The organism is Mycobacterium sp. ELW1, from assembly GCF_008329905.1.
Taxonomy (GTDB): domain Bacteria; phylum Actinomycetota; class Actinomycetes; order Mycobacteriales; family Mycobacteriaceae; genus Mycobacterium.
In genome coordinates this window covers 197,902-221,756 of sequence record NZ_CP032156.1, presented here as the reverse complement: position 1 = coordinate 221,756, position 23,855 = coordinate 197,902, and the positions used below count along the sequence as shown (strand labels likewise).

General features: G+C 65.0%; 29 protein-coding genes and 1 pseudogene. 9 read left to right on the top strand and 21 right to left on the bottom strand.

What is annotated here, in order from left to right; translation table 11 throughout:
* Positions 1 to 312: 312 nt before the first annotated feature.
* Positions 313 to 1,074, top strand: coding sequence for a hypothetical protein (locus tag D3H54_RS31045; RefSeq protein ID WP_168215140.1), 762 nt, complete (start codon positions 313 to 315; stop codon positions 1,072 to 1,074).
* Positions 1,075 to 1,171: 97 nt separating this feature from the next.
* Here D3H54_RS31045 and D3H54_RS31040 read toward each other — a convergent pair whose 3' ends face one another.
* From D3H54_RS31040 to D3H54_RS31420, 3 genes are all read right to left on the bottom strand, one after another.
* On the bottom strand, positions 1,172 to 1,453 hold the full coding sequence (locus D3H54_RS31040) for a DUF4190 domain-containing protein (RefSeq protein WP_149383984.1): 282 nt from the start codon (positions 1,451 to 1,453) through the stop codon (positions 1,172 to 1,174).
* A 148-nt stretch (positions 1,454 to 1,601) separates the two neighbouring features.
* The gene (locus D3H54_RS32300; protein ID WP_353620065.1) at positions 1,602 to 1,961 is read right to left on the bottom strand and encodes an ATP-dependent DNA ligase; all 360 of its coding nucleotides are present in this window, start codon (positions 1,959 to 1,961) and stop codon (positions 1,602 to 1,604) included.
* 104 nt (positions 1,962 to 2,065) lie between these two features.
* Positions 2,066 to 2,227, bottom strand: coding sequence for a hypothetical protein (locus D3H54_RS31420; RefSeq protein ID WP_168215138.1), 162 nt, complete (start codon positions 2,225 to 2,227; stop codon positions 2,066 to 2,068).
* 48 nt (positions 2,228 to 2,275) lie between these two features.
* Between D3H54_RS31420 and D3H54_RS32295 the strand changes: the two genes are divergently transcribed.
* Entirely contained in the window at positions 2,276 to 2,527 is a 252-nt protein-coding gene (locus D3H54_RS32295; protein WP_353620064.1) for a hypothetical protein, read from the top strand.
* Between the two features lie 836 nt (positions 2,528 to 3,363).
* A complete protein-coding gene (locus D3H54_RS31025; RefSeq protein WP_149383982.1) occupies positions 3,364 to 4,158 on the top strand; it encodes a ParA family protein in 795 nt (264 codons plus the stop codon).
* Positions 4,159 to 4,565: 407 nt separating this feature from the next.
* On the opposite strand, the gene D3H54_RS31015 is transcribed toward D3H54_RS31025, so the two are convergent.
* The 3 genes from D3H54_RS31015 to D3H54_RS31005 all read right to left on the bottom strand — a co-directional run bounded on the left by D3H54_RS31015 (position 4,566) and on the right by D3H54_RS31005 (position 7,522).
* Complete coding sequence (locus D3H54_RS31015) at positions 4,566 to 5,264, bottom strand: WhiB family transcriptional regulator (RefSeq protein ID WP_149383980.1); 699 nt, start codon at positions 5,262 to 5,264, stop codon at positions 4,566 to 4,568.
* A complete protein-coding gene (locus D3H54_RS32100; RefSeq protein WP_286199368.1) occupies positions 5,261 to 5,686 on the bottom strand; it encodes a hypothetical protein in 426 nt (141 codons plus the stop codon). The genes D3H54_RS31015 and D3H54_RS32100 overlap by 4 nt, the downstream gene beginning before the upstream one ends.
* Before the next feature lie 1,539 nt (positions 5,687 to 7,225).
* The gene (locus tag D3H54_RS31005) at positions 7,226 to 7,522 is read right to left on the bottom strand and encodes a WhiB family transcriptional regulator (protein WP_149383979.1); all 297 of its coding nucleotides are present in this window, start codon (positions 7,520 to 7,522) and stop codon (positions 7,226 to 7,228) included.
* A 167-nt stretch (positions 7,523 to 7,689) separates the two neighbouring features.
* Between D3H54_RS31005 and D3H54_RS31000 the strand changes: the two genes are divergently transcribed.
* Positions 7,690 to 8,448: a helix-turn-helix domain-containing protein gene (locus D3H54_RS31000; protein WP_149383978.1), complete on the top strand. Its 759-nt coding sequence runs from the start codon at positions 7,690 to 7,692 to the stop codon at positions 8,446 to 8,448.
* A gap of 57 nt (positions 8,449 to 8,505) precedes the next feature.
* The gene (locus D3H54_RS30995) at positions 8,506 to 8,847 is read left to right on the top strand and encodes a thermonuclease family protein (RefSeq protein ID WP_149383977.1); all 342 of its coding nucleotides are present in this window, start codon (positions 8,506 to 8,508) and stop codon (positions 8,845 to 8,847) included.
* A 114-nt stretch (positions 8,848 to 8,961) separates the two neighbouring features.
* Here the strand turns inward: D3H54_RS30995 and D3H54_RS30990 are convergent, their stop codons facing one another.
* The 7 genes from D3H54_RS30990 to D3H54_RS30965 all read right to left on the bottom strand — a co-directional run bounded on the left by D3H54_RS30990 (position 8,962) and on the right by D3H54_RS30965 (position 12,929).
* Positions 8,962 to 9,591, bottom strand: coding sequence for a class I SAM-dependent methyltransferase (locus D3H54_RS30990; RefSeq protein ID WP_067774115.1), 630 nt, complete (start codon positions 9,589 to 9,591; stop codon positions 8,962 to 8,964).
* Between the two features lie 26 nt (positions 9,592 to 9,617).
* A complete protein-coding gene (locus D3H54_RS30985) occupies positions 9,618 to 10,229 on the bottom strand; it encodes a methyltransferase family protein (protein ID WP_006246593.1) in 612 nt (203 codons plus the stop codon).
* Between the two features lie 79 nt (positions 10,230 to 10,308).
* Positions 10,309 to 10,971, bottom strand: coding sequence for a DsbA family protein (locus D3H54_RS30980; protein ID WP_006246592.1), 663 nt, complete (start codon positions 10,969 to 10,971; stop codon positions 10,309 to 10,311).
* On the bottom strand, positions 10,972 to 11,616 hold the full coding sequence (locus D3H54_RS30975) for a class I SAM-dependent methyltransferase (RefSeq protein ID WP_149383976.1): 645 nt from the start codon (positions 11,614 to 11,616) through the stop codon (positions 10,972 to 10,974).
* A complete protein-coding gene (locus D3H54_RS30970; protein WP_286199366.1) occupies positions 11,613 to 12,143 on the bottom strand; it encodes a YHS domain-containing protein in 531 nt (176 codons plus the stop codon). Before D3H54_RS30970 ends, D3H54_RS30975 begins: the two co-directional genes overlap by 4 nt.
* Positions 12,144 to 12,148: 5 nt before the next feature.
* Positions 12,149 to 12,316, bottom strand: coding sequence for a hypothetical protein (locus D3H54_RS32095; RefSeq protein WP_286199365.1), 168 nt, complete (start codon positions 12,314 to 12,316; stop codon positions 12,149 to 12,151).
* Positions 12,291 to 12,929 carry a methyltransferase family protein gene (locus D3H54_RS30965; RefSeq protein WP_006246589.1) on the bottom strand — a complete coding sequence of 213 codons (639 nt, stop codon included), beginning with the start codon at positions 12,927 to 12,929 and terminating at the stop codon, positions 12,291 to 12,293. The genes D3H54_RS32095 and D3H54_RS30965 overlap by 26 nt, the downstream gene beginning before the upstream one ends.
* Positions 12,930 to 13,045: 116 nt before the next feature.
* On the opposite strand from D3H54_RS30965, the gene D3H54_RS30960 reads away from it, so the two are divergent.
* The gene (locus D3H54_RS30960) at positions 13,046 to 13,417 is read left to right on the top strand and encodes an ArsR/SmtB family transcription factor (protein WP_050982640.1); all 372 of its coding nucleotides are present in this window, start codon (positions 13,046 to 13,048) and stop codon (positions 13,415 to 13,417) included.
* A complete protein-coding gene (locus tag D3H54_RS30955; protein WP_084032479.1) occupies positions 13,414 to 15,393 on the top strand; it encodes a heavy metal translocating P-type ATPase in 1,980 nt (659 codons plus the stop codon). Before D3H54_RS30960 ends, D3H54_RS30955 begins: the two co-directional genes overlap by 4 nt.
* A gap of 306 nt (positions 15,394 to 15,699) precedes the next feature.
* On the opposite strand, the gene D3H54_RS30945 is transcribed toward D3H54_RS30955, so the two are convergent.
* From D3H54_RS30945 to D3H54_RS30920, 6 genes and pseudogenes are all read right to left on the bottom strand, one after another.
* On the bottom strand, positions 15,700 to 16,167 hold the full coding sequence (locus tag D3H54_RS30945; RefSeq protein ID WP_006246586.1) for an arsenate-mycothiol transferase ArsC: 468 nt from the start codon (positions 16,165 to 16,167) through the stop codon (positions 15,700 to 15,702).
* Between the two features lie 30 nt (positions 16,168 to 16,197).
* Positions 16,198 to 16,866 carry an arsenate reductase ArsC gene (locus D3H54_RS30940; RefSeq protein WP_013470140.1) on the bottom strand — a complete coding sequence of 223 codons (669 nt, stop codon included), beginning with the start codon at positions 16,864 to 16,866 and terminating at the stop codon, positions 16,198 to 16,200.
* Between the two features lie 41 nt (positions 16,867 to 16,907).
* Positions 16,908 to 17,981, bottom strand: a pseudogene (gene arsB / locus D3H54_RS30935) (ACR3 family arsenite efflux transporter); the annotation flags it as partial.
* Positions 17,978 to 18,352 carry an ArsR/SmtB family transcription factor gene (locus D3H54_RS30930; RefSeq protein WP_003887763.1) on the bottom strand — a complete coding sequence of 125 codons (375 nt, stop codon included), beginning with the start codon at positions 18,350 to 18,352 and terminating at the stop codon, positions 17,978 to 17,980. The gene D3H54_RS30930 and the pseudogene arsB, both read right to left, overlap by 4 nt.
* 43 nt (positions 18,353 to 18,395) lie before the next feature.
* A complete protein-coding gene (locus tag D3H54_RS30925; RefSeq protein ID WP_013470141.1) occupies positions 18,396 to 18,908 on the bottom strand; it encodes a DinB family protein in 513 nt (170 codons plus the stop codon).
* A gap of 57 nt (positions 18,909 to 18,965) precedes the next feature.
* Positions 18,966 to 19,442 (bottom strand): ArsI/CadI family heavy metal resistance metalloenzyme, encoded by a 477-nt coding sequence (locus tag D3H54_RS30920; RefSeq protein WP_013470142.1) that lies wholly within the window; start codon positions 19,440 to 19,442, stop codon positions 18,966 to 18,968.
* Positions 19,443 to 19,543: 101 nt separating this feature from the next.
* On the opposite strand from D3H54_RS30920, the gene D3H54_RS30915 reads away from it, so the two are divergent.
* On the top strand, positions 19,544 to 19,903 hold the full coding sequence (locus D3H54_RS30915; RefSeq protein WP_003887760.1) for an Rv2640c family ArsR-like transcriptional regulator: 360 nt from the start codon (positions 19,544 to 19,546) through the stop codon (positions 19,901 to 19,903).
* A gap of 31 nt (positions 19,904 to 19,934) precedes the next feature.
* Here the strand turns inward: D3H54_RS30915 and D3H54_RS30910 are convergent, their stop codons facing one another.
* The gene (locus D3H54_RS30910; RefSeq protein ID WP_099962892.1) at positions 19,935 to 21,914 is read right to left on the bottom strand and encodes a tyrosine-type recombinase/integrase; all 1,980 of its coding nucleotides are present in this window, start codon (positions 21,912 to 21,914) and stop codon (positions 19,935 to 19,937) included.
* Between the two features lie 398 nt (positions 21,915 to 22,312).
* Positions 22,313 to 23,536 carry a tyrosine-type recombinase/integrase gene (locus tag D3H54_RS30905; protein WP_067771209.1) on the bottom strand — a complete coding sequence of 408 codons (1,224 nt, stop codon included), beginning with the start codon at positions 23,534 to 23,536 and terminating at the stop codon, positions 22,313 to 22,315.
* Between the two features lie 81 nt (positions 23,537 to 23,617).
* On the opposite strand from D3H54_RS30905, the gene D3H54_RS30900 reads away from it, so the two are divergent.
* On the top strand, positions 23,618 to 23,848 hold the full coding sequence (locus D3H54_RS30900) for a thermonuclease family protein (RefSeq protein WP_286199364.1): 231 nt from the start codon (positions 23,618 to 23,620) through the stop codon (positions 23,846 to 23,848).
* The last annotated feature ends 7 nt before the right edge of the window (positions 23,849 to 23,855 follow it).

Sequence of the window (23,855 nt, the reverse complement as noted above, 5' to 3'; positions counted from 1 at the left end):
GACACGCATGTCGCTCTATGCGAGTGATCGTTGGCAAAGCGGCGATCTCGCCGAGTCGGGGGATCGTCAGCGGGTAAGCCCTGCGCTGGCACGAGCATTCGCCCTGGGCGTCTTAACCGCGGTTAAGTGGCAAATCTTTCACGCCGCATTGTGGCGGAATACTCAATGCGCTTGAGTGCCCAAAGTGACGTCGAAGATTCTTCATCGAGCTGGCTTGAGCGACGGTACTTTTGGCAACTCGCGATCCCTACGACGACGAGGTCGGGCGCGTCGAATGCGGCGAGCACTATCCGTCAGTGAAATACTGATGGGGTGGCCACCCGACCCAAGGTGCATCGCTCCGAGGTGGCCTCAGCCGTAGTCAGGATCGCACGCCGGAGAGCCAAAGTCGATGACCGACACCGGGAGATGCTACCGGATTCAGGTGACTCAGATCCGCGAGAAGTGCTCGATTACCTGCGGAAATACAGCGGACCGGACATCCCACGATGGGTTCTGCAGGCCGACGTCTGCGACGGTATCACCCTCAACAATTGGCTGTGGTGGGAGGACCGCCGCCGCGAGTTGTACTTCCTGAAGGCAGGGCGCGACCGTGGCTTGTTCCTGTCCCAGATCGGCGCCCAGGTCGGTGTCGGCAAACAGGGTCTCCTCGATCGAATTGATCGGCTCGAGGCCTTGCTTCGCTACGACCAGCCCGACGAGAAGATCGCCCGGGCAGCACGGCAATCCGAACGCGAACGCCGCGCTCGCATGCCCTCCGAAGAAGCGTGGCTCACTACGCGTCGCGAAGAGTTGATGACCGTCATTACTGGCTTCGTGCAGCAAGCCGACCGCTTCAGCGTCGACGAACGCGAATGGGTTGACGAACTCGAGATCGACGGGCGCGATGACGAATTAACGTCGTCGACGATGGTGATCCTTGGCCTCGCGGCCGCGGAACTACGGACCGCGCCGGCCATCCTTGAGTTGGATAGCACTCGCCCGTACGCGGTGCACACCCTGTTGGCCCGCGCCGAGGCCCTTCGTAGCCAGTTCGCCGAACTCGGCTCGAAGACAGAAAGCGCGTCGGCGTAGATCTCTGATAGACAGCGAAACTCGTACCGTTCCCAGCTTTGCACGACGGGCAAGTCGCAGCGGCTCGGTCGGGACCTAGCTCGCCCGACCGCCGATCTTAGTGTTGCAGTTGCGCGGGGTCGATCAGGTCCCTCGCAACGGTCACGATGAAGAACACATAGAACACGGCTCCGAGACTGATTGCGCCCAATGAGAGCCAGCGGCCCGAATGCCCGTACCGCTTTATGCGGGATAGCGCCAGGAACCCAAGTACGAGCGACAACGTCGCGGCCAGCAGTAAGACCCACCCGTCAACGAATGGCCACACCAAGACGTAGACGACGGCCGTCGTTAGCGAGACGATCGCTGTGTGATCGATCCGCAGCTGTCGGTTAGTCATGGCGCACTTCTTCGTCCCCCAGGATGTCTGAGTCGATCCACCGCTGCTGGTCAAGGATGGCAGCCACCGCGCCGAGCGGTAGCAATTCGACTTCAAGTAGATTCCGCCGTTCTGACAACTATGAGCAGGCCATTCAACTTGAAACGACTTAACCGCGGTTAAGTAGCAAACGTTGTGAACGCGCCCCTCGCCAGCGATGCCTTAACGGGTTGATAGATCGACGTCGCTCGCTTGGATACCAAGCCTTCGAGGCCATGTCCCGAACGACGTCGAACATCGCCACCGCGCTGATGCCCGTCGCGTACGGCGAGGTCATTATCGGCTTGCTCGTCAGCTCCAGTGCGTCCAGTATCGCGCGTCGCTCGAGGTATAGCCGACGCATTACGTCTACTCCGTCGAGATGCAGCACATCGAACACGAAGTACATTGCCGGGATTGTGGCCAGCACCCGCGCTACGCGCCGTGTGTTCCGTGTCGTTCGTCGTAGCGAGGCTTCGGAGGCTTCCACTCCCCCGAACTGAATCGGCTTGGACTGCGGGTATTCAACGCGTCCCGAATGTTCGTGTCCGCGCTTTTTGCCGGCGTCAGGCGGCGACCGACTGGGCCGCCGACCTAGGTGCCGTGACACGGTGAGCGGATCCGCGTTGGCCGGCCTGGGCGACCGAACCCGTCGATCTCGTCGATGCCGATGCCGCCTGGATCGCGCACGGCGAGCAGGAGCGCGATCGTCTCGAAACGCTGCTCGCGCCCTGACTCCTTGCCAGCGTCGAACATGTTGGCTCCACCGCGATTCCCGACCTGCCAGCGAAACCGATCATCGACTTGCAGGCACCAGTGTCCAATCTCAGCGGTCCAGATCCCATCGCAGCGAACCTGGTTCGCCACGATTGGTATTACGCGATCCCGACCTGGACCAGCGACCCCCTGGCAGCGCTCTTCGTCAAAAGTCACTCACGGGCGCCGCCGCGCGCACCTCCACGCATGACCCCTGACAGCGCTCGCCGGCGACCAGCCAGATCGCGTTCCGTGACGCGCTGCGCTCGAACCCAACCTTGGCGAACTACGCCGCACTGAAAGGCGTCCTGGCCGACCCAGCACATTCATCACCGAAAGGCATACACCGCAGCGAAAGCGGCTTCCTTCGAACGGTGCTCGACCGTTTCGACATAGAGCACCCCCGGCGGATGCTTCGAGGACAAGGCCGAATGAACATCCGGGGTGGCACTCGTCCGGTCCCTTCGCTTCCGACCTCCAAAAGTCGTGCCACGAAAACGAATCCGGATGCTGCCGAGTACCGGCCGATTTCGTCACGGTGACGCGAAGTGACGCAATCGCTCAATCACGAGGCGACGCCGTGACGAGGCGATGGTGATGCGATCACGCTGACGCTGGATCACACCAACACCGAGTCATCCCGGTGATCCGGTCATGCCATCGCACCGTGACCCGGCGACGGCGTGATGACGTGATTGAGTCATCGGATCGCTCGATCACGTCAACACCACGTGATTCCGTCACACGGTCACGTCATGACTCCGCCACACACTCACCGCGTCGCGTTGTGATCAGGTCACCAAGTCGTGCTGTGACGGCATCACGCGGTTGCTGAATCACACAGTCGCCGTGTCACTTCATGATTGCGTCACGCTGTGATCGCGTCGCGACGCGATTGGGCGATCCAATCACACGGTGAGTCGGCATCCGGATCACCGGATCACGTTGTAGCTCAGCGATTCCGTCACAGCGTCACGGCGTGACGGTCTCACCGGATTACACGATCACGCAGTTGCATCATCGCGCGGTGACCACATCACGACGCGATCACATCACGCCGACACGCCGTCGCGGCATCACCCGAACACTCGATCACCCTGTTGCAATGAGGTACCAAAGGTAGAGGAGTGACTGCTGTGAAAGCGGAAGTTATCGCGATCGCCAACCACAAGGGCGGGGTCGGCAAGTCGTTTACCGCGGTGAACCTGGCCGCCGGCCTGGCCCGCGGCAAATGGCGAACCTTGCTGGTCGACTGCGATCCGCAGGGCAACTCGACAACGATGTTTGACCCGGAGGACGATGTCGAGTTCGACATCTACGACCTCATCCGGGACGGGACGCCGGTCTCCAAGGTGATACGTCCGACGCGGCTTGAGAACCTCGACCTCGTCCCGTCGACGCTTGCGGTGGCCAAGCTTGACCAAGAACTCGTCACTATGCACCGCCGCGAGGAACAGCTCGCAATGGCGTTGGCGCCGGTCTATCACGACTACGACGCGATCGTGCTTGACCTCTCACCGAACCTCGGGCAGTTGGTGATCACTGCACTGAATGCCGCCGAATGGCTGATCGTGCCGACCGACGCCAGCAAGTGGGGGAGGCGAGGGGTGAATATGTTCCTCGAGTGGTCGTCCACACTGCGTCAGCACGAGGTCCTTTCGGCGACCTTCCTCGGAGTCCTGCTCACCAAGTACGAGTCACGAACGTTGGTCAGCCGCGAGACCCTCAAGGCGTTGCAGGGCGACGGCCTGCCCATGTTCAAGACCTTCATCCCGAAACGTACTGCGGCCGAACGGATGGTCAGTGATCAGGTCGTGCTGGGCGACGTCGACGCCGATCCCGATCTCGCGAAGGCATACGCGAATTTCAGTGTTGAAGTCATGACCATGGTCGCTGAGGGCCGAATGAATCGAGGGAGACACCATGCCTAAGAAGGACACTGCTTCAGCCGTGGTCGGCATGCTGTCCAGCGTTGGCGCTCAAACGCGGAAACCGCTTGCGAGCCCGTCGCCGATCGAGGAACGGGTTACGCCTCCAACTGTCACAGTGACGGAAGACCCGCATGCCTCGGTAAGTCCGCTACCGAGCCCTCCGCGGGCCGTCACCGCGACTGCGCCGAAAGCTCCGCGCACCCTGCGGCTGCGCACTTCCACCGCTCAGCGGCTGCGCGATGCGTGGCTGGAGGCAAAGCGAGACGATGTTCTGCTGACTGCACAGGATTTCGCGTCGGACCTCGTCGACGAGGCACTGAGGCGCCGGGCACGGATGTCTGCTCGTCCGTCATAACGCACTAGGGCATCAAACCCGTTGCGGTATCCAATCTTAACCGCGGTTAAGATCACGCCGTCGCGACGTCGTCGGCCATTTCAGTGAGCCATCCGTCTCGATCAAGCAGCACCCACCGGCTGCGGCGCCAATAGAAGGGCACATGTGTGGGGTCGCGTTGGTTATCGAGCACGTAACCGGTCTTGGCCGCCAGCTTCGGGTCGAGCACTGCGACCATGTCGGCGCAGACATTGCATGCGGCGAATAGTTCTGGGGGAGTGGATGTCTCCTCGACCGGTACCCCTACGCGTCGGCTCACCGGCCGGTCATAGGTGTAGCGGCAGCCCTCGGCGAGGACCTCGCATTGTCCGCTGCTGCGGGCAAGGACCGCGGTCATCACGGACGACGGCACCGGCGACCCGCTCGGCCGGCGTAACGGCGTGGACACCCGGCCGAGGTCCCTCGCGGGCGCGGCGTCCTGCAATCGCTCACCGATGACAACGGCAGCGACTGCAGCCGACTGCGCCAACACTCCAGTCGCGATGGCTCGCAGATGGGGTGCGACATCTTCATGTCGTCCGTCGATCCAGACCCCAGCCCACACACCCCAGGACGCACGGCTCTGCAGCGCTTCCCGGGCGCACCAGCGGCGGGCGGGGCAATCGCGACATTCGGCGACGGCGTCGGCGCGGTGATGGCGATCGAACCACCGTTCCGGATCCACTTGGCACGGAACGCAACTCGTCGCCGGTTGGGGGGTGGCGTCCGTCATCGCCCGCCGCCTTGGTCGGGATTCTCGTAGCGTCGGCGCTTGGCGCGTTCTTGAATCTCGGCGAGCGCTCGGCGGGCGGCTTCGCGCCCCGGACCCGAGAGGGCGGCACGTCCGGCTTCGCGCGCTTCGCGATCAGTCTGGCGCGCAGCGATCTGTTCAGCCACGCGGGCGCGCGCAAGAGCGAGCTCTTCCTGTTCGCGCGCCACGTCGTAAGCCGCGGGACGATTGTCCAGGTCGCCGTGGGCAGCCAGTATCGCGCCGAGCAGCCCGATCGGTTTGTAGGGACTCTCGGGCAGCCAGTGCCCGGTACCCGCCCAGTCGCTGATCAGCGCGTTGACATCCCGCGGAGTCCAGCCGTGCGCGGCGGGCTTGGCCAACACCCCGGCCCACGGTGTGCCCGTCCGATACCGACGGGCCCACAACGGGGTTTGCTCGTCGGCGATCCACTCGTTTGCCAGCGCTAGCCCGTTCTCGTTCGGGCTAGGGCGCCGCGCAGCGGCGCTGCTACCGGCGCGAATGCGACGGTTTTTGGTAGTGAGAACAATCTTAGGTGAGGTTTTAGAAGCTAAGAGAGACCCTCCGGGATGGGGTGACAGCGATTGAATCCGACTGTCGTGCAACGCCCAAACTGATGCCCATCCACGGCCTTTATCCCCAACCCGCCAGCTGGCAAGTCGCTCCGGCCGTGTGCGCTGACGGCCCCGCATCACCTCGGTCGCCACACCCAGTAGCCGCAGCGCCGTCGACGCGCGCTGGACAGTGCGCACTGACAAGCCGGTCATCTCAGATAGCCGCGCGTTGGTAGGACGGCAATTCCGCCCGGTGCGGTGATCGGCGAACGACGCCCGCGCCTCTGCTACTGCCACAAGGGATCTCAGGCTCACCGCATTGTTCGGCATCACCGGACGGACATGGGTGTCATAGCGCAGCTCGTAGGCGGCCGGAACGGTTTCGCGGACCCAGCGCCGGGCTCGACCGGTCCAGCACGGAATCGCGGACCACGCGGTGTCGAGCTCCAGGACGATTCGCGGGAGGCGGTCGAAGCAGTGGCCGCCGGCGCGCTGGATCCAGACCGGCGCAGTGTGAGCGGTGCCGCGCCGCGGTGAGAACCGCGTACTCCCGCGGTACGGATGGACGATGGTGTCGGTAGATCCACGGGACGTGGTAACTAGACCGTGCGCACGGCGTGCGCTACCGTGGAATGCGTCTTTCATGACGATTCCCTTCGAGGGGGATTTTCGCGAAAGCACCAAATCGGTTCGAGTTGCAGCTCGAACTGGCCGACCCTCGGCCTTCGGGCCGGGGGTTTCGCCGTTGGGGCGTTATCGCACGATGGTTATGTAGTTGTGTTGCGAACTTGGTCAGGCCGGCGAAAAGCCAGCCGGGAGTGGTCCTTTCAGTCGGCGCTCGAACTACTACCGCTAGGCGGATATCCGCCTAGTACTTCGTGTCGGCGGATATCCGCCGTCTTTAGGGAGCATGCCGTATCGCGGCGCCATTAACCGGATGACACGCCGCACCATCTGTCACAGGCGTCACGCGGGCTGGCGGTGCCCGCCGACAGGCTATGCCGCCAATAGTGCGCGACCGCGCCGTCGCGCAACCCCGTTCGTCCGGGCATGGAGGCCCGAACAGGTCGACCGATTTGGCTATGTGGTCTGCCAACGATGTACACAGCCGATGGTGTGGCGGATATAGCGCCTTCATGTGGGGAACGTTTGCCGCTTCCACGCACTTGCAGTGAACGACGCACGGCCCCCGGAAAAACAGATATGCAAGGCGTGTATATCGACACCGTAGGGGTAGGTGTCCTGCACCTCAAACCAGTGCGCAACTTCGTATTCGACTTCTGGATCTGAACGGCTTTCAGCGGCGCGGCTGCGTCGCGTCGCGCCGCAATTGCGTGCTCGTGCGGCGTGTTTCGGCTCCGGCAGAGGGTGCCCATGATCGCCCCGCCGGTGTTAGTCGGCGGCGTCGGGCGAGTCTGCGACATTGAAGCCGCCATGGGCGGCCAGTGATCGAAGTTGGCGCAGCGCGAACTTACGGCCCCGGCCCTCTTTGGGAATGTTGACCCCCGACCACATGCCCGCTGCGCCGGGTGTGTCGAGCGCGTCCTTGGCGCACTGCCAGCGCCGCGGGCAGCCACGACATAGGACCTTCAACTCCGGGTCCTTGCCTCCGGCGGCCCAACGGTCGGGGTCGGAAATGCATGGCTGGGTGCTGCTGCGCACCGTTGGTCGTTCGAGTGTCACGGTCACCGTCGCTCCTCCCACTCAGCTAATCGAATGACCTGAACTTTAGCACCTAAATTTAGCGCCGCGCAATCTAACGCTAAATGTCAATGGTGAAGTTTCGCGCCCTCCCAACGGCGGACCCCCGCCCTATCGTTAGCGCGTACTTCACTGGATTTGAGGCAGGATGTGCCTTGCGATGTTCCGAAACCGTGATAACCGCTGGTTACACTGGCGCGGTGGAGGACGGCGCAGCAGACGACGGCATTGCCCGCGCGGGTGCCGCTGTCGCAGCTCGCCGTCGCGAATTGGGCATCTCGCAGCGTGAACTGGCGCGCCGGAAAATTATCACCGCCCCGGCGCTGATCCATTTCGAGAAAGGCCGGTCGTGGCCCCGGGAGCGCACAAGGCATACTCTTGAGGAACTTTTGCAGTGGCCGGCGGGAACGATAGCGCGCATTCGGGCAGGCGCGCCGGCCGATGAAGTGGTCACGGACTCTGCTGACAGTTCCGAAAGCTCGGTGCTCGTGGCCGATGCGCTCAAGCTGACCCTCACCCGTTTCGACACCGCGATCGACGATCTGCCCCCGTCAGCGTCGCCGGACTTCGTTGAGCGCGCCTCGACGATCCTGGCCGACCTGCGCAAGTTGGAGGCCCTGGCCGCCCGGGCGATGCGTCACAGTCAGGGCTCACCTGCCGAGGTGGTTAAGTCGCTGGGGTTGATCCGAGGCCGCTACGACGAATTGATGCTCAAGGCCGCGGCGCATCCGGGTGCCTCGCTGGGCCAACGGCTGTACGCGGCGCGGCGGCGGGCGAATCTGAGCGCCGGTGAGGCGGCCGCGGTGGGTGGGCTGTCAGCTCAGCTGGTGGAGTCGGTGGAGGCGGGCCAGCTGCTCGACCCCGGCAGCGCCGAGCGTGTGGAGGCGCTGATCAGAGATCTTGTCGGCCAGTGACCCGGCAGCGCGAAAAATGTGCAGGCCGTCCCCGTCGGGAGCACTGAAAATGAAGAGATGAGAACACTTTTGGCGACGGCGCTGTTGCTCGCGGCGGTGGCGGCGACGCCGGTGTCGGCGTGCGCTGCGCCAGTGGAGGCAGCACCTGCCACCGTGACGGTGCTGCGTGTCGTTGACGGTGACACCGTCGACGTCGTCGATGATGTCCGGGGCCGGCTGCGGGTGCGCATCCTGGGCATCTTCACCCCGGAGACGAAACGCCCGGGCTACACCGAGGCGTGCTGGGGCAAGCAAGCGTCGGAGTTCGCTGCCTCCACACTGCTGAACCAACGGGTCTCCTTAATCGCTGATGCCAGCCAGGATGCGCGCGACCGCTACGGCCGCACTTATCTGCACTAGTCAATCCGTTCACCGGGGCCGGTCATCAGTCGGAGTCTTTGGAGCCTTCGAGGGCGCGGCTGAGCTGTTGATGTGGGACAGCTCTAGCTGGATGGTCGGTGAGTTCGCCTCGGGTTACGTGGGTTTGCGGGCGGTGAGGCGTTCGACGAGGCCGAGTTTGAAGCGTTCGACGCGTTCGATGTCGAGGTTGGGGTCGTTGCGGATGTGGTTGAGGGGGCGGCGCAGGAAGTGTTCGCCGCCGAGGGGAACGGTGAACAGTTCGAGGAAGCGTTGCACGGCTCGGGCGGGGGCGACGCTGCTGCGGATGTGATCGACCAGGATGAGTTGTCCGCCGGGGCGCAGGACGCGGGTCATTTCGTTGAGGGCTTTGGTGTGGTCGGGGATGGCGCAGAGCCCGAAGGTGCAGACGACGGTGTCGAAGGTGGCGTCGTCGAACGGTAGGTGGTGGGCGTCGGCTTGTTGCAGCGTGGCGGGGTGGCCGAGGTCGGCGGCACGTTGACGAGCCAGGTCGAGCATCTGTTCGCTCCAGTCGATCCCGGTCAGCGTGACGGTGTCGGGGTAGAACTCGAGGTTGAGGCCGGTGCCGACGGCGACTTCCAGGGTGGTGCCGGCCGCTTGGCTGCAGACCCATTGGCGGGAGTCGCCGAACAGGTGGCGGTCAAAGAATCCGATTTCGCGGTCGTAGGTACGGGATTTCTTGTCCCAGTATCGGTTCCATCGGGCGGTGCGATCACCGGTGGCCATGGTTCACCTCGATTCGAGTCGGCCAGTCAGACGATTCGGGTGCGTCCGATGTGGGGAACAAACCGGCCGACCGTCTCACAGTAGTCCCGGTAGGCCTGGCCGTGGATAGCGTTGAGATAGGGCTCTTCGACGACGCGGACCTGCAGCTCGATGGTGGCCAGCAGCACGACGAACGCGACCAGGGCGAGCGGGTTGGGGGTCATCAGGGTGATGCCGGCGGCGAAGATCAGCATCGCGGTGAAGATGGGGTTGCGCACCAGCCCGAACACACCACGGAGCACCAATGTGGTGGTCTCACTGGGGTCGACGCCAATCCGCCAGGACTCGCCCATGTCGCGCTGGGCGTAGAGGGTGGCCGCGATACCCGCCACCGCCAGCACCGTCCCGCCCACCTGAATCCACGGCGCCTGCAGGAGCGCGATCGGGGTGAGGATGCCGAGCAGTTGCAGCAGCGGTGCGGCCGCCCCGGCGAGGATGGCAGCGATGAATCCGGCGCCGGCGAACCATTCCAGCGAGCCAGGCCGGCCGTGGATGCCGCGAAACCCGGTCGAGCCGGTGCGGCGGTGCTGGGTCCAGCTGCGCCAGCCGAACCCTAAGACGGCAAAGACCAGGTAGAGAACGAGCGCGGTGGCGGGCATGGGTGAACCTCCTGGCCGGACTGAGATGAGTGTCGATGTGGAGAGGGGCGGTCAAGCCGATGGATGCGGCAGGCCGCGCCTAGTTCTCGGCGAGCGCTTGATCGAAGGCCTGGGCTAGGTCTTCATAGCTGTGTGGCTGGATGCGGGTGTCGTTGAGGAAGAAGGTCGGGGTGCCCTGCACGCCCAAGGCGCGGCCGTCGGCCATGTCGAGTTGGATGCGTTCGAGGGTGGCGGGATTGGCGTAGGCCGCGTCGAACTCGGCCATGTCCAGGCCGAGTTCTGTTGCGAATCCGCGGAATACGTCATCGGCTGGGGTTTGCTTTTCACCCCACTGGGCTTGGGTGTCATACATTTTGCGATACATCGCCTCCAGTTGGCCTTGCTGGGCGGCGGCTTCCACCGCGCGGGCGGCCCGCTCGGCGTTGACGTGGGCTTGCAGCGGGAAGTAGCGGATCACGAAATTCACCCGGTCGCCGTATTCGGCCCGCGCTTTTTCGATCTCTGGGTAGACCGCGCGGCAGCCCTCGCATTCGAAGTCGAGAAACTCCACGAACGTCACCGTGCTGTCGGGCACCGTGTTGAGTCGGTGGCTGTTCTCGCGCACCACCTGCCCGGCCTCGCCGGTATCGGGCTGTGCCGTGGTGGTCGAGTCGCGGTCGCGCACTGACAGGTAGACCAGCGCCCCGATCGCCATGGCGGCGATGACGAACGCGGTGAGCAGGATGCGGCTGGTGCGCGCCATTCAGATACCTCTTTTGTGGGCGTGGACGATCTGGAACGGGGCGGCCCAGCTGCGCGCGCGCAGATGGGTGGTGACGGCCAGTCCGTGTGCGGTGAATGCGTCGGCCAGGCCGGTGCCCAGGACGTCGCGGGCGTGGGGTCGTTCGGCGAGCCGCATGTAGGTCTCGAAGATGGTGCGGGCGGTGGGTGGTGGGTCGAGGTCGATGGCGATGACCTGGCCGGCGAGACGTAGAACGCGGATGGCTTCGTCGATGGCGCGGTGGCGGATGTCGGTGGGCAGTTCGTGCCAGCCGAACACGCTCATCACCACGTCGAAGGTGTCATTGCCGAACGGCAGTGCGGCGGCGTCACCTTCATGCAGCGCCACGGTACCGATCCCGGCGCGGGTGAGGTAGCGGCGGCCGACGGCCAGCATTTCCGGGGAGATGTCGAGGCAATCCACTCGTGTGCTCGGGGATTTGCGGGCGAGCAGGCGGGCGGCGTAGCCGGTGCCGCCGCACAGTTCGAGCACTCGTTTCGGTTTCTGGTCGGCGACGAGCTGGGCGAGCCGGTCATGGGGTCGGCCGGGGATGAACCGGTTGCCGGCTTCGAACAGCGGTCCGGCCAGGGCGAATTTGAGCCGGTTGCGGCCCCAGGGGCGGCTCATGTCGGCTGCCGTTCACTGGCGGTGACCGGGAGTGTCGATGTGTAAGTGCTTGGGGTGGTGGTGAATTGGTGGGCGCAGTCGGTCGAGCAGAACCACCAATCCCGGTCCTGGTAGCGGCGTCGCGCCCGGGCGGTTTCCGGGTTGATCCGCATGCCGCAGACCGGGTCGCGGGGGTAGCGGGCCTCGGTCAGGGCCAGCGTGTGTAGCGGAATCGGGGTGGTGATGCTGCGCAGCGGCGGAGCACCGATCGCTGGGGTGGACAGGCCTTGTCGGGTAGCGGCAGCCGCGATCGGGTCGGTGATCACGGCGTGGCCGGCCCCGGCGAGTGCGGTGATGCGGGCGGCGATGTTGACGGTGTGGCCGAACACGTCGCCGCCGCGGGCGATGACGGGTCCGTGATGGATTCCGGCGCGCAGCGCCAGGAACCCGTCCTCGCCGGCGACCTGCTCTGCCAGGTCGGTGAGGGTGGCCAGCATCTGGGTGGGTGTGTCGGCGGTCAACATGACCGCGTCCCCGATCGTCTTCACCAGCCTCACGCCCGGTTGTAGTGCAGCCTGTGCCAGGTCGGCAAGCGCGCGGCGAGCTGGGCGGCTTCGTGGTCGCCGCAGATTTCGGTGAGGATGCTGTAGCCGGCCAGGTCGACAAACGCCGCCGTCGCCTCGACCGTGTCGAAGTCAGGTGTAGTGTCGGGCAGCATCATTGGTCTCATCTCTGGTGCGGCCGAGCCACGGTAGGAAGCGCCCCACTCGGGTGGTGTAGTCGCGGTAGGTGTGGCCGTGGACGCGGCGCAGGTAGGGCTCTTCCACTTCGCGCACCTGCAGCTGGATGCCGGCGATCGCGATCAGCAGGCCGGCGATCGCTATCGGGTTGGGCACCATCAGCGTCAGGCCGGTCAGGGTGAGCAGCAGTGTGGTGAAGATCGGGTTGCGCACAATCGCGAACGGGCCGCCGGTGACCAGCTCGGTGCGTTCGGTCTCATCAACCCCGATCCGCCACGAGGCCCCCAACCCCAGCTGGGCCTGCAAGGTCAGCCCGATGCCCACCACCGCAACCGCGATCCCAGTCGCATGAACCAGCAGATGGTCGGCGAAACGCAGTGGGGCGAGCCCGGCCAGGGCCGCCGCTGGGGCGCCGACGCCGACCAGCAGATAGCCCACGTCGGCGAGCGCGAGCGCCCACCATTCCAGGGTGCCGTCGGGCCGCCAACCCCGCCGGTTGCCGCTGTCGCCGATGCGGGCCAGCTGGATCCGGCGCCGACAGGCCCCGATCACCAGCATCAACATCGCGAACAGGCCCAGTGCAGTCAGTGCCATCGCCTGCTCCTTCCCGGTCGGCCCGTCCCCGCCCTGCGTCCTCATCCATCGGGTTGTATCGATGTTGGCGGGGTTGACCGATCAATAGTGTTGGACGCTATCATCGTCGTGTGGCGATGAAAAGTGGTTCGGTCGATCCCGCGATGTGCGGGAATGTGGATGCGGCGACGGCGTTGTTTCACAGCCTCTCGGATGGCACCCGGTTGGCGATCCTGCGCCGGCTGGCGGTCGGTGAGGCGCGGGTGGTGGATCTGACCGGCGAGTTGGGGTTGGCGCAGTCGACGGTGTCGGCGCATCTGGCGTGCCTGCGCGACTGCGGGCTGGTGGATTTCCGGCCGCAGGGCCGCGCCTCGGTGTATCGGCTGGCCCGCCCGGAACTACTGGACATGTTGCGGGCCGCCGAAGCTGTCTTGGAGGCCACCGGCAACGCGGTGGCGTTGTGCCCCAACTACGGCCACCCGACTGAGCGGAAGAAGGTTGCGCGATGAGTGAGGCGTGCGGCTGCGGCAGCGACGACCGCCCCGGCGAGGACGAGCAGGAACCCGAACGGCTTTGGGAGATCACCGAACTGCGCGCCGCCGCGGTGGCGGGCGTGGTGCTTTTGGCCGGCTATGTGGTCGGCTGGTCCGGCGGCCCCCATGCGGTCGAAATCGGCCTGTATGCGCTCGCCTTGGTGATCGGTGCCTACACGTTCGTGCCTTCGACGCTGCGCCGGCTGGCGCAGGGCAAGATCGGGGTCGGCACGCTGATGACGATCGCCGCGGTCGGCGCGGTGATCCTCGGCGAGGTCGGCGAGGCCGCCATGCTGGCGTTCCTGTTCTCCATCAGCGAGGGCCTCGAAGAATACTCCCTCGCCCGCACCCGCCGAGGTCTGCGGGCGTTGTTGTCGCTGGTGCCCGATGAGGCCACCGTGCTCCGCGACGGTACCGAAACCACCATCGCCCCAGCAGAGTTGGCGGTGGGTGACCGGATGCTGGTCAAGCCCGGCGAACGCGTCGCCACCGACGGCACGATCGTGTCGGGGCGCACGGCGCTGGATGTTTCGGCCATCACCGGCGAATCCGTGCCGGTAGAGGCCGGGCCCGGTGATGAGGTGTTCGCCGGGTCGATCAACGGCACCAGCGTGCTGGAGGTTGAGGTCACGTCCACTGCTGCTGACAACTCGTTGGCCCGCATCGTGGCGATCGTGGAGGCCGAGCAGTCCCGCAAGGGCGAAGCCCAGCGCCTGGCCGACCGCATCGCCAAACCCCTGGTCCCCGCGATCATGATCGCCGCGGTCCTCATCGCCGCCATCGGCAGCGTGTTGGGCGATCCGCTGGTGTGGATCGAACGTGCCCTGGTGGTGTTGGTGGCGGCCTCTCCTTGCGCGCTGGCGATCTCGGTGCCGGTCACGGTGGTCGCCGCGATCGGCGCGGCTAGCAAGCTCGGTGTCTTGGTCAAGGGCGGGGCGGCGCTGGAAGCCCTGGGCGCGGTCCGCACGATCGCGCTGGACAAGACAGGCACCCTGACCGCCAACGCACCCACCGTCATCGACGTCGCCACCACCAACGGCGCCACCCGCGAGCACGTGCTGGATGTGGCGGCGGCGTTGGAGGCCCGCAGCGAACACCCCCTCGCGGCAGCGATTCTCGCCGCCGCGCAGGGCCCCGTGCAACCGGCTGATGACGTGCAGGCGGTCACCGGTGCCGGGTTGACCGGCGCGCGGGATGGCCGTCGATTGCGGCTGGGCCGCCCCGGCTGGCTTGACCCCGGCCCGCTGGCCGGCCAGGTCGCGGCCATGCAGGCCGCCGGCGCCACCGCCGTGCTCATCGAAGACAACGACCAGATCATCGGGGCAGTCGCGGTGCGCGATGAGCTGCGGCCCGAAGCCGCCCACGTCGTCGCCCAGCTGCGCCGCGGCGGGTATCAGGTGGCCATGCTCACCGGTGACAACCAAGCGACCGCCCACGCATTGGCCAAGCAGGTGGGCATCGAGGTCGTGCATGCCGATCTGCGGCCCGAAGACAAAGCCGCGCTAATTGGTCAAATGCGCCAACGTTCCTCGACGGCCATGGTCGGTGACGGCGTCAACGACGCCCCGGCCCTGGCCACTGCCGATTTGGGTATCGCCATGGGCGCGATGGGCACCGACGTGGCCATCGAAACCGCCGACGTCGCGCTGATGGGTGAAGACCTGCGCCACCTCACCCAAGCACTGGCCCACGCGCGGCGCGCGAGGCGGATCATGCTGCAAAACGTCGGCCTCTCACTGGCATTGATTACGGTGCTCATTCCGCTCGCCCTCACCGGTGTCCTCGGGCTGGCCGCGGTCGTCGCGGTGCACGAACTCGCCGAAATCGTCGTCATCGCCAACGGCGTGCGCGCCGGACGCACCAAGCCCCTCGGGGGCACCATCATCGAAACCGGAACCGACTCCCACCGGCTGGCCCACACCCGCAACCAGAAGACCACGGCAGCCAGCTGAACTCGGGGCCGCAACATCGGGGTAAGACCCCGGATCGATCACGTCAACGGCGTCGCACTCCGAAGCGCCGCCAGCACGCGATCCCTGGTCGGAAGGTCCAATCGGCACGCATCAGCTGCCAGCTCAGTGCCCGGCTTCATGACATCCATACCATCAACGAGCACTGTTGGCGATGGATATCCACCGACCCTTTCCACCACCACATCTTCAGCGATATCAACCTCAGACAGACACTCGGCGAGCAAGCGCCGAGCCGCCGCTGCATTCGGACATCCCGGGCTCGTGAGAAGTTCCACACGCATACATCTAGCTTCGCTCAATACGCGCGTTGGATCGGGATGGCTGGCCGGTGGGTGGTGTGATCGCGGTGGAAAGGTTGGCGGCCAAGGCCTGGACGCGCGTGGTGATGTCGTCGCGGATGATTCGCATGCGGTCGATTCCGTCGATGCCGCGCAAGGAGGGTTCGTCGGTATCCCACCGCTGGATGGTGACGCCGGGACAGTACTCGTCGAGGTGGGCTTGGCTGCCGACGATGACGACCAGGTCGGCGTCGTCGAGCATCTGCGCGGTGAGTTGGGCGGGCTGATGGTCGCTGATGTCGACGCCGACTTCTGCCAAGGCTTGTACCGAGAGGTCGTTGACGGCGGTCTTGGCGCGGGTGCCCGCCGAGCTGACGTGGATGGTCGGTCCGGCGATCTGGCGCATGAGCCCGGCGGCCATGACCGATTTTCCGGCGTTACTGACGCAGACGAACAACACTGATGTGTCAGCCATATTCGGTGTGTTCCCTTGAGGTTTTCGCGGCTACCGGGTGACGGGCACGTTCAGGTCGGCCAACAAACGGTGGACGCGTTCTTCGATGTCGTCGCGGATCGGGCGGACGGCGTCGAGGCCCTGGCCGGCGGGGTCGGGCAGTTCCCAGTTCTCGTAGCGTTTCCCGGGGAAGATCGGGCAGGCGTCCCCGCAGCCCATGGTGATGACGACGTCGGCCGCCTGCACAATTTCGTCGGTCCAGGGTTTGGGGTATTCGCCAGTGATGTCGATACCGACTTCGTGCATGGCAGCGATCGCGGCGGGGTTGATCTCGTTGCCGGGTTCGGATCCACCGGACCAGGCGACGGCCCGGTCACCGGCCAGGTGGGTGAAGTAGCCCAGCGCCATCTGCGAGCGGCCGGCGTTGTGGGTGCACAGGAACAACACGGTCGGTTTGCCGTCGCTGATCTTTCCTTCCACTCTCGCCAGGGCGTGCAGGCGTTGGCGGGCGAACCGTTCGGCCAACAGCGGCAGGAAGTTCGGAATGGTGGCCCGGCCGGCGAACTGGTCGTAGGACGAATGCAAGAACCGTTCGATGGTTTCGGTACCGAAGGTGCCATCGAACTCACCGCCCAGCCGGGTCGCCGCGGTTTTCAGGGCGAGTTGCTGGTCGATGGACAGATCGTGGCGAAGCTCGTGGGTGACGGGGCTGTCAGTCATGGATTGGGTTCCGTTCTCGTCGTCGAGCCGTCGGCAGGAAGGTGTTGGGAGGTGTGGTGGTGGAACCGGTTGCGCAACGCCAAGGACACGTAGACCAACCCGACCAGGACCGGGACTTCGATCAACGGGCCGACGACGCCGGCCAGGGCTTGGCCGGAGGTGGCGCCGTAGGTGGCGATCGCGACGGCGATGGCGAGTTCGAAGTTGTTGCCCGCGGCGGTGAACGCCAGGGTGGTGGTGCGCTCATAACCGAGATCGAGCATGGTGCCGAGCAGGTAGCCTCCGCCCCACATGATCGCGAAGTACGCTAGTAGCGGCAGGGCGATGCGGGCGACGTCGAACGGTTGGTGGGTGATCTGGTCGCCTTGCAGCGCAAAGAGAATCACGATAGTGAACAGCAGCCCGTAGAGCGCCCACGGCCCGATCCGGGGCAGGAACTTGGCCTCGTACCAGTCACGGCCCTTGGTTTTCTCGCCGAGCCGGCGCGACAGGTAGCCGGCCAGCAGCGGGATGCCCAGAAATATGAGCACGGACTTGGCGATCTGCCACGGGGAGGTGTCGATGGTGGTCTGTTCCAGGCCGAGCCAGCCGGGCAGCACCGACAGATAGAACCAGCCCAGCAGGGCGAACATGATGACCTGGAAGATCGAGTTGAGCGCCACGAGGACGGCGGCGGCTTCCCGGTCGCCGCAGGCCAGGTCGTTCCAGATGATGACCATGGCGATGCAGCGGGCCAGGCCGACGATGATCAGGCCGGTCCGGTATTCGGGCAGGTCGGGCAGCAGCAGCCACGCGAGCGCGAACATCAGCGCGGGGCCGAGCACCCAGTTCAGGACCAGTGAGGACAGCAGCAGCTTGCGGTCGCCGGTGACGGTGTCGAGGCGGTCGTAGCGGACCTTGGCCAGCACCGGGTACATCATGATGAGCAGGCCAAGAGCGATGGGTAGTGAAATCCCGTCCAGCTGAACGCTTTCCAGCGCGGTGTTCAAGCCGGGAACCCAGCGGCCCAGCAGCAACCCGGCGACCATCGCCGCGCCGATCCACAGCGGCAGGAACCGATCCAGGGTGGAGAGCTTGCCCACGACCGCTGGGGCCGGGGTGGTGGTGTCGGTCATGCCGACACCCCGGCGGCTGCGTCAATGCCGAACAAGACGGCGAGGCTGGCCAGCGCGTCGGGCACCACGGCGTAGTACACCCAGGAGGCCCGGCGCTGTGAGGTCAGTAGCCCGGCGTCGCGCAGCACTTTGAGGTGGTGGCTGATGGTCGGTTGTGACACCTCGATGTCGGCGGAGATGTCGCAGACGCAGGCCTCACCACCGGCGTGGCTGGCGATCGCGGAGAACAGCTGCAGGCGTACCGGATCGGCCAGCGCTTTGAGTTTGACCGCCATGTCCGCCGCGTCCGCGGCGGTAAGGGGTTCGCGCAGCAGCGCCCCGGGTGGGCAGCACGCGTCCCCGTCGGTCAACGACTCCTGCGACTTCGACATACATCAATATTGACGGATATCGAAGTTGTTGGCAAATGAAACGTCAGGTGAAGGTGAGTTGGGCGGCGTGGAAGTCGAAGTGGCGCCCGGGGTAGCGGTAGACGTCTTCCAGCGTCATGTAGTCGGAGAAGAACGGATCCCATCCCGGCGGGAAATGCATGCCGCGCCGCAGGGTGTCGTCGGTCTCGCGGGCGAGCCGGTGTTGCAGTGAGTCGATGACCCGGTCGAGTTTGGCGCCCATCCTGCGCCGGTTGTAGACCATGGCGGCGGCGCATGATCCGTAGTAGTTGATTTGATGAAACGGCGTGGTCGCGGCGTTGAGCAACCGGGCGTATGCCCCGCTGACGCGGTCAGGTAGTCGGCCCATCACCCGCACCAGGGGCAGCAGCCGCTGCACGACCATGTAGCCGAACACCATGTGGAACAGCAATTGTTCGTTGGTCCACCGGGTTCCGCGCGTCGGCGCATCCCAGTCGTCGGGGCCGGCGGCCGCCAGTAGCTGGTGGAACGTGACACGCGCGCGCTCCAGATCGGCAGCGATGGCATCGCGGTCCATGCCCCGATCATGCGCCTGCCGCGGCCATGTGACCACGGCCGCGGCAGGTGCGATCGGCTAGCAACAGGACGCTGCGGCGGGGTCAGCCTCCTTGGAGGCTCCGCCGCAACACACCCCACCCTCGCCGTCGGCGGAATCGTCGAGGTGCTGTGGGCTGGTGCCGAAGGTGTCGGAGTCGGCCAGCACCGTGTAGACCTCCCATTTCTCTCCGGCCGGCCCGGTCACCCAGACCTTGTCCTGGGTGGCGAAGCAACACGTGGTGCCGATCTCCTCATCGGTGAACAGCCCCTCGCCGGTCAGGCGGGCGATCTCGGCGTGCACCTTGTCGCTGGATTGGACCTCGACGCCGAGGTGGTTGATGGTGCCGCCCTTACCGGGATTTTCCAGCAGCACCAGCTTCAGCGGCGGCTCGGCGACGGCGAAGTTGGCATAGCCGGGCTTGACCTTGGCGGGGTCGACGCCGAACAGTTTGGTGTAGAACGTGATCGCCTCGTCGAGGTCATCGACGTTGAGGGCGAGTTGCATACGGGACATGATGGACCTCCCACTAGGGATGAGACATATATCGAACTGGCGCGTCGACCTCAGGATGCCACCTTTTTGATATATGTCAAGACAGGTGGCAGGATGGGGTCATGCCCAAAGCGCTGCCCGTGATCGACATGTCCGCCCCGGTGTGCTGCGCCCCGGTCGCCGCGGGCCCGATCAGCGACGCCGATGCCCTGCAGGTCGCGATGCGGCTCAAGGCGCTCGCCGACCCGGTGCGGGTCAAGATGATGTCGCTGCTGTTCAGCTCACGCCCCGGCGAAGAGACCAGCGGCGATCTGGCCGCGGTGCTCGACCTGAGTGAATCCACCGTCAGCCACCACCTGGGCCAGCTCCGCAAAGCCGGGCTGGTGATCTCCGACCGGCGCGGCATGAACGTCTTTCACCGCGTCAAACCCGAAGCCCTGCAGGCACTCTGCGTCGTCCTCGACCCCAACTGCTGCACCTAGCTGTCAGAAGGACGGTCCCTTACTGCTCGCGTCAGGACGTGTGCGCGGCAAGGAGTACCGGGGCCGCCTCGGTGAGGGCTGCCAGCCTCGCCGCCTTGCGGTCGGCGTGCTCAATGGTGAGGCGTAATTGGTTAACGTCGCCCAGCCACCGGTTCTTTTGGGCCTCGACCACCTGGAGGCGAAGGTTGTCACGGATCTCATCGAGCCTTGCGGCCTGGGCCGGTTCAACCTCGCAGAAATCGCACCGGATGCAGGCATGTTCATGGGAACAGTCAGATCCATAGGGGCGGTGGCAATTGCCGAGCGCGATCCGGCGCTGGCCGAAGTGTTCGACGAACTCGTCCCATTCGGCTTGGGTGGGCTCACGGTATTCGGCCGATGGCCGTGCCTGTCTACGGTTGTCGATGAACCGGTCATATGCCTCGAAGACATCTTTCTGATACACCGCGGTGTAGCCGCGCGTGACTTCGATATTGTTGTGGCCCACCATCTTTGCGGCCAAATGGATCGGGAACCCGGCGTTGACGATGTCGGTGATGAAGATCCGGCGAAAGTCGTGTGGCGTGAAATGCAGCGAAGTACCGTCAGCGTCCTTCAAGGCCATGCTGTTGGCCAGCTCTGATAACCACTTTCGGACCGTGCACTGGTTGATTACCCGCGACCGTCCACCCTCTCGGATCTGGATCAGATGCGGCATCGGCGCCGACACCTGGCGTTCCTGTGTGTCGATTCGGCAGCACAGCGGAACGCGGCCATCGATGCTGACGAACTCGACCAGTCGCGCCAAGGTGGTGGTCAACTCCGGGCTGCAGGGAAATATCCGCTCCTGATCGGTCTTGCTCGGTGCGATCTGCAGGAGCGGTATCACGGTGCCATCGGGTTTGCGGTACTGCTTGATGCTCAGATGGGTCAGCTCCAGCATCTCTTCGATCCGGATACCGGTGTGGCGCAACACCTCGATGATCGTCCAGGTCATGAAGGCCCGTGTCACGGTGTAGTGGATGTCAACCCGCTTCTCCGATCCATCCTGCAGAACATGGATGCGCACTCGGTCGGCCCGCTTGCCCGGTGTGTGCTTGATGTAGGTGCTCCCGTGCACGGCGAACGGTTCACCGAACGGCGCTGTCGTCGCGACCGCTTGCAGCTCTGCTGCTTGCACGTACGCCCGCCGGGCTGCAGCGACGAGTGCATCGACGTGCGGGGTGAGGGTGCGGGTGCGGGCATGCATGCGGTGTGCCCGCTGGGCCCGGCGCTTCTGCTGGCCTCGGACGTCGCGGATGCTGACCGGGCATGAGACAGCCCAATGGGCCCACGTCGAGGGATCCTCGTGGGACCAGGCAGCCACGTCGAGGTAGAAGCTGCGGACCGCTCCCAGAATGCTCTCGGCGTGCCGGCGCGGAGTCCCATCCGGTTTGGTGCGCAACCACTCTTTCCAGGCGGATGCCTGGGCCTTCGTCAAACTGATTGTGTCGATGCCGGGGTTGGCGTCTTCGATCGGTTTCCAGAACAGCTTCACCAGGTTTCGGCTGGTTCCGTCCAGGCTGGCGTAGTCCTGACCGACGGCGATCTCGGCGAGGTAGGCGATCAACAGTCCTCGCACGCTGGGAGCTCGCACATTGAAGCGGTCGACCAGTTCGGTGGGACTGAGACGTTTGGCGATGAGGTAGTGCCGCAGGTCGTCGGCTTCACCGGCGAACAGTCCGCCGCGGCGTCCGTAGTGCCACATGGCGAGAAGATCCCCCGGCATCCTGCCGGTCGAGACGAGAAAGTCTCGGTAGGCCAACACATGCTGGCTGTGCAGCTCGGTGATTGGCAGCCCGTTGCAGATGCTGATACGTACCAGGTGGGTGGCGGTTCGCCATTTCTTCACTTCCGGTGCGCCCTCGTGCTCCGCGGCGGCGAAGTAGCGATCCCACGCCTTCGGTTCGTGCGTGGTCGTCCAGTCACGGTAGAACCGCGCCTGCTTGTTCTCGATCAACCAGTCATGGCCGGGACGAATGACCCCCAGCATTATGAGTGCGTTGATCGACAGCCTTGCCCCAAGCCGTGTATGCGATCCGGTTGATAAGGCTGGGCACCACGCCTTCGGCTGGCGATCGGAATCGCTGGCGATCCAACGGTCTTGATAACTGTCGCCGACAAAGCCATCCAGCCAGTCCAATAGGCGACTCAGCCAGAGCCGTGCACCGCTGCGGGCTACTGCCTCGCTGCGGTACTTCTCACTCATCCGTGCCATCACGAGCGGAAGTCCCGCAGTGATGATGCGTTCACGTTCGGCGCAGGTGACAGTGTTTCCGAACCACGGATGGTCCTCGGGCGTCGGGGACAGCGAAGGCAGTACTTCGACTGGATGGTTGGCAAACGCAGACGAACTCGCCAGCGACTGGGCACGCGTGAGCACCCGCGCCATCAGAATGCCCGACCGAAAAGAACTTGGAGATCTTCTGCCGCATAGCCTTTCGCCGGCGTGGGCTGCGGTGACGGGGGTCTATTCCAGTGCTGATCAAGTTTGTCGACGAGTTCGGCTACGGTGAGTCGCAGGTAGCGTGTGGTGCTGGCGATCGACGCGTGCCGCATCAGCTCCTGCATTTCCGCGATGGTCATGTTCTCGTCCTGGGCGAGACGCATGCAGAAGGTGTGCCGGAAGTCATGCATCGTGACGTTGGAGCCCAGCAGCGCGTTGCTGCGTTCAAGGATCTGTCGCATTGCCCAATAGCTCAGCGGCCGCGGTGTGCCGCGCAATGTCAGCCAGACTGGCTCTTCAGGCGGACCCACGGGGCGCTCAGCAAGGTACCGGGCGATCCAGAGATACGCAGTGGGACTGATACGGACCATGACACGACTTCCATTCCCGCCCTTGGGTATTACATCGGCGGTTTGGTCGGCGGCATGGAGCATCCCCCGCCGCATGCTGAGCAGTTCACTGGCGCGTAAACCAGAGGAGATCGCCGTAGCGACAATGGCACGGTCGCGGTTTGTTCTCAGCGATGCAAATACCTCCTCGTACAGGTCGTCGCTGAGCGCGCGCGGCGCACGTTCCACTAGCTTCTGCCGATAAGGCGCGCGCTTTTGGGGGCGCGGGTTATCGAAGTGCTGGCGGTGCACGTCGAGTCGAGTGAGATCGTCGCGCGATTTCGGTACCGGGTTGATGAGCGGCCCGAGATCCGACTCCAGGGCGAACTCGTAGAAGCCACTGAGCGACGACAGTCTGCGATTCATCGACGACCGCGCGTAGGAAGACTCCAGGTAGGCCTTGCCCGTCCGCTCGTTCACAGAACCTGGGGTCGGCCGATGAGTATCCGCACTCGATCCGCGGCGTCGTTGCGGGTTCGCGCGACACCGGTACCACCTCACCCAGTCCCGGACTTCGCCCCGCGTTGCCTGAGTCCACGAAACCTGCAGTGCGCCGAGGAAACGACTCCAGCTCAGTAGGTCGTACGCATAGGCGCGCAGCGTCGCAGGCGAGTTGTCGCACGCGAACAGGTCGGCCAACCACAGATTGACGTGGTTTACGCCGGCACCCGACTCGTCGACCAAACGCCACGGCAACGAGCCCGCATTGCCGCGAACGACCGCACCAAGCCTCGGGACATCGAGAACCTCCACAAGTCTCGGTTCGATCCCGTCATCCATCACAGCCCCTGGTCCGGAAGTTCAATCTGCGTGGAGACTAAACGCACCGGCCGACAAGTTGAGCCTGCACAGCCGCACCACGTGGATCATCCAACTGCAGTTAACCGCACCCTGGCCTATGTCCAGACCGCCGGTGGAGACTTCTCGGTGCTGGCGGCGGCCGCGGGGGCGGGGCGGGCCTACGTGTTCGACCCGGCCAGCCCCCCGCAGCGCGCGGGTGAGATCGCCGCCGCCGAGGCCTCAGCCCGGCAGGCAGGCCGAGGCTTGTGGGGTCCGCCGTGCTTCGGCAACACCGAAACCCTGCCGCGGTAGAAGGTTT

Excerpts from the sequence above, each read along its gene's own strand:
- D3H54_RS30945 (WP_006246586.1), bottom strand. The coding sequence starts at position 16,167 with ATGGCTGACACATCAGTGTTGTTCGTCTGCGTCAGTAACGCCGGAAAA.
- D3H54_RS31040 (WP_149383984.1), bottom strand. The coding sequence starts at position 1,453 with ATGACTAACCGACAGCTGCGGATCGATCACACAGCGATCGTCTCGCTA.
- D3H54_RS30925 (WP_013470141.1), bottom strand. The coding sequence starts at position 18,908 with ATGGACCGCGATGCCATCGCTGCCGATCTGGAGCGCGCGCGTGTCACG.
- D3H54_RS30920 (WP_013470142.1), bottom strand. The coding sequence starts at position 19,442 with ATGTCCCGTATGCAACTCGCCCTCAACGTCGATGACCTCGACGAGGCG.
- D3H54_RS30930 (WP_003887763.1), bottom strand. The coding sequence starts at position 18,352 with ATGTCGAAGTCGCAGGAGTCGTTGACCGACGGGGACGCGTGCTGCCCA.
- D3H54_RS30975 (WP_149383976.1), bottom strand. The coding sequence starts at position 11,616 with ATGAGCCGCCCCTGGGGCCGCAACCGGCTCAAATTCGCCCTGGCCGGA.
- D3H54_RS30955 (WP_084032479.1), top strand. The coding sequence starts at position 13,414 with ATGAGTGAGGCGTGCGGCTGCGGCAGCGACGACCGCCCCGGCGAGGAC.
- D3H54_RS30960 (WP_050982640.1), top strand. The coding sequence starts at position 13,046 with ATGAAAAGTGGTTCGGTCGATCCCGCGATGTGCGGGAATGTGGATGCG.
- D3H54_RS30940 (WP_013470140.1), bottom strand. The coding sequence starts at position 16,866 with ATGACTGACAGCCCCGTCACCCACGAGCTTCGCCACGATCTGTCCATC.
- D3H54_RS32095 (WP_286199365.1), bottom strand. The coding sequence starts at position 12,316 with ATGATGCTGCCCGACACTACACCTGACTTCGACACGGTCGAGGCGACG.
- D3H54_RS31420 (WP_168215138.1), bottom strand. The coding sequence starts at position 2,227 with ATGTTCGACGCTGGCAAGGAGTCAGGGCGCGAGCAGCGTTTCGAGACG.
- D3H54_RS30905 (WP_067771209.1), bottom strand. The coding sequence starts at position 23,536 with ATGGATGACGGGATCGAACCGAGACTTGTGGAGGTTCTCGATGTCCCG.
- D3H54_RS30965 (WP_006246589.1), bottom strand. The coding sequence starts at position 12,929 with ATGGCACTGACTGCACTGGGCCTGTTCGCGATGTTGATGCTGGTGATC.
- D3H54_RS30990 (WP_067774115.1), bottom strand. The coding sequence starts at position 9,591 with ATGGCCACCGGTGATCGCACCGCCCGATGGAACCGATACTGGGACAAG.
- D3H54_RS30910 (WP_099962892.1), bottom strand. The coding sequence starts at position 21,914 with ATGCTGGGGGTCATTCGTCCCGGCCATGACTGGTTGATCGAGAACAAG.
- D3H54_RS30985 (WP_006246593.1), bottom strand. The coding sequence starts at position 10,229 with ATGCCCGCCACCGCGCTCGTTCTCTACCTGGTCTTTGCCGTCTTAGGG.
- D3H54_RS30915 (WP_003887760.1), top strand. The coding sequence starts at position 19,544 with ATGCCCAAAGCGCTGCCCGTGATCGACATGTCCGCCCCGGTGTGCTGC.
- D3H54_RS30995 (WP_149383977.1), top strand. The coding sequence starts at position 8,506 with ATGAGAACACTTTTGGCGACGGCGCTGTTGCTCGCGGCGGTGGCGGCG.
- D3H54_RS30980 (WP_006246592.1), bottom strand. The coding sequence starts at position 10,971 with ATGGCGCGCACCAGCCGCATCCTGCTCACCGCGTTCGTCATCGCCGCC.
- D3H54_RS31015 (WP_149383980.1), bottom strand. The coding sequence starts at position 5,264 with ATGACGGACGCCACCCCCCAACCGGCGACGAGTTGCGTTCCGTGCCAA.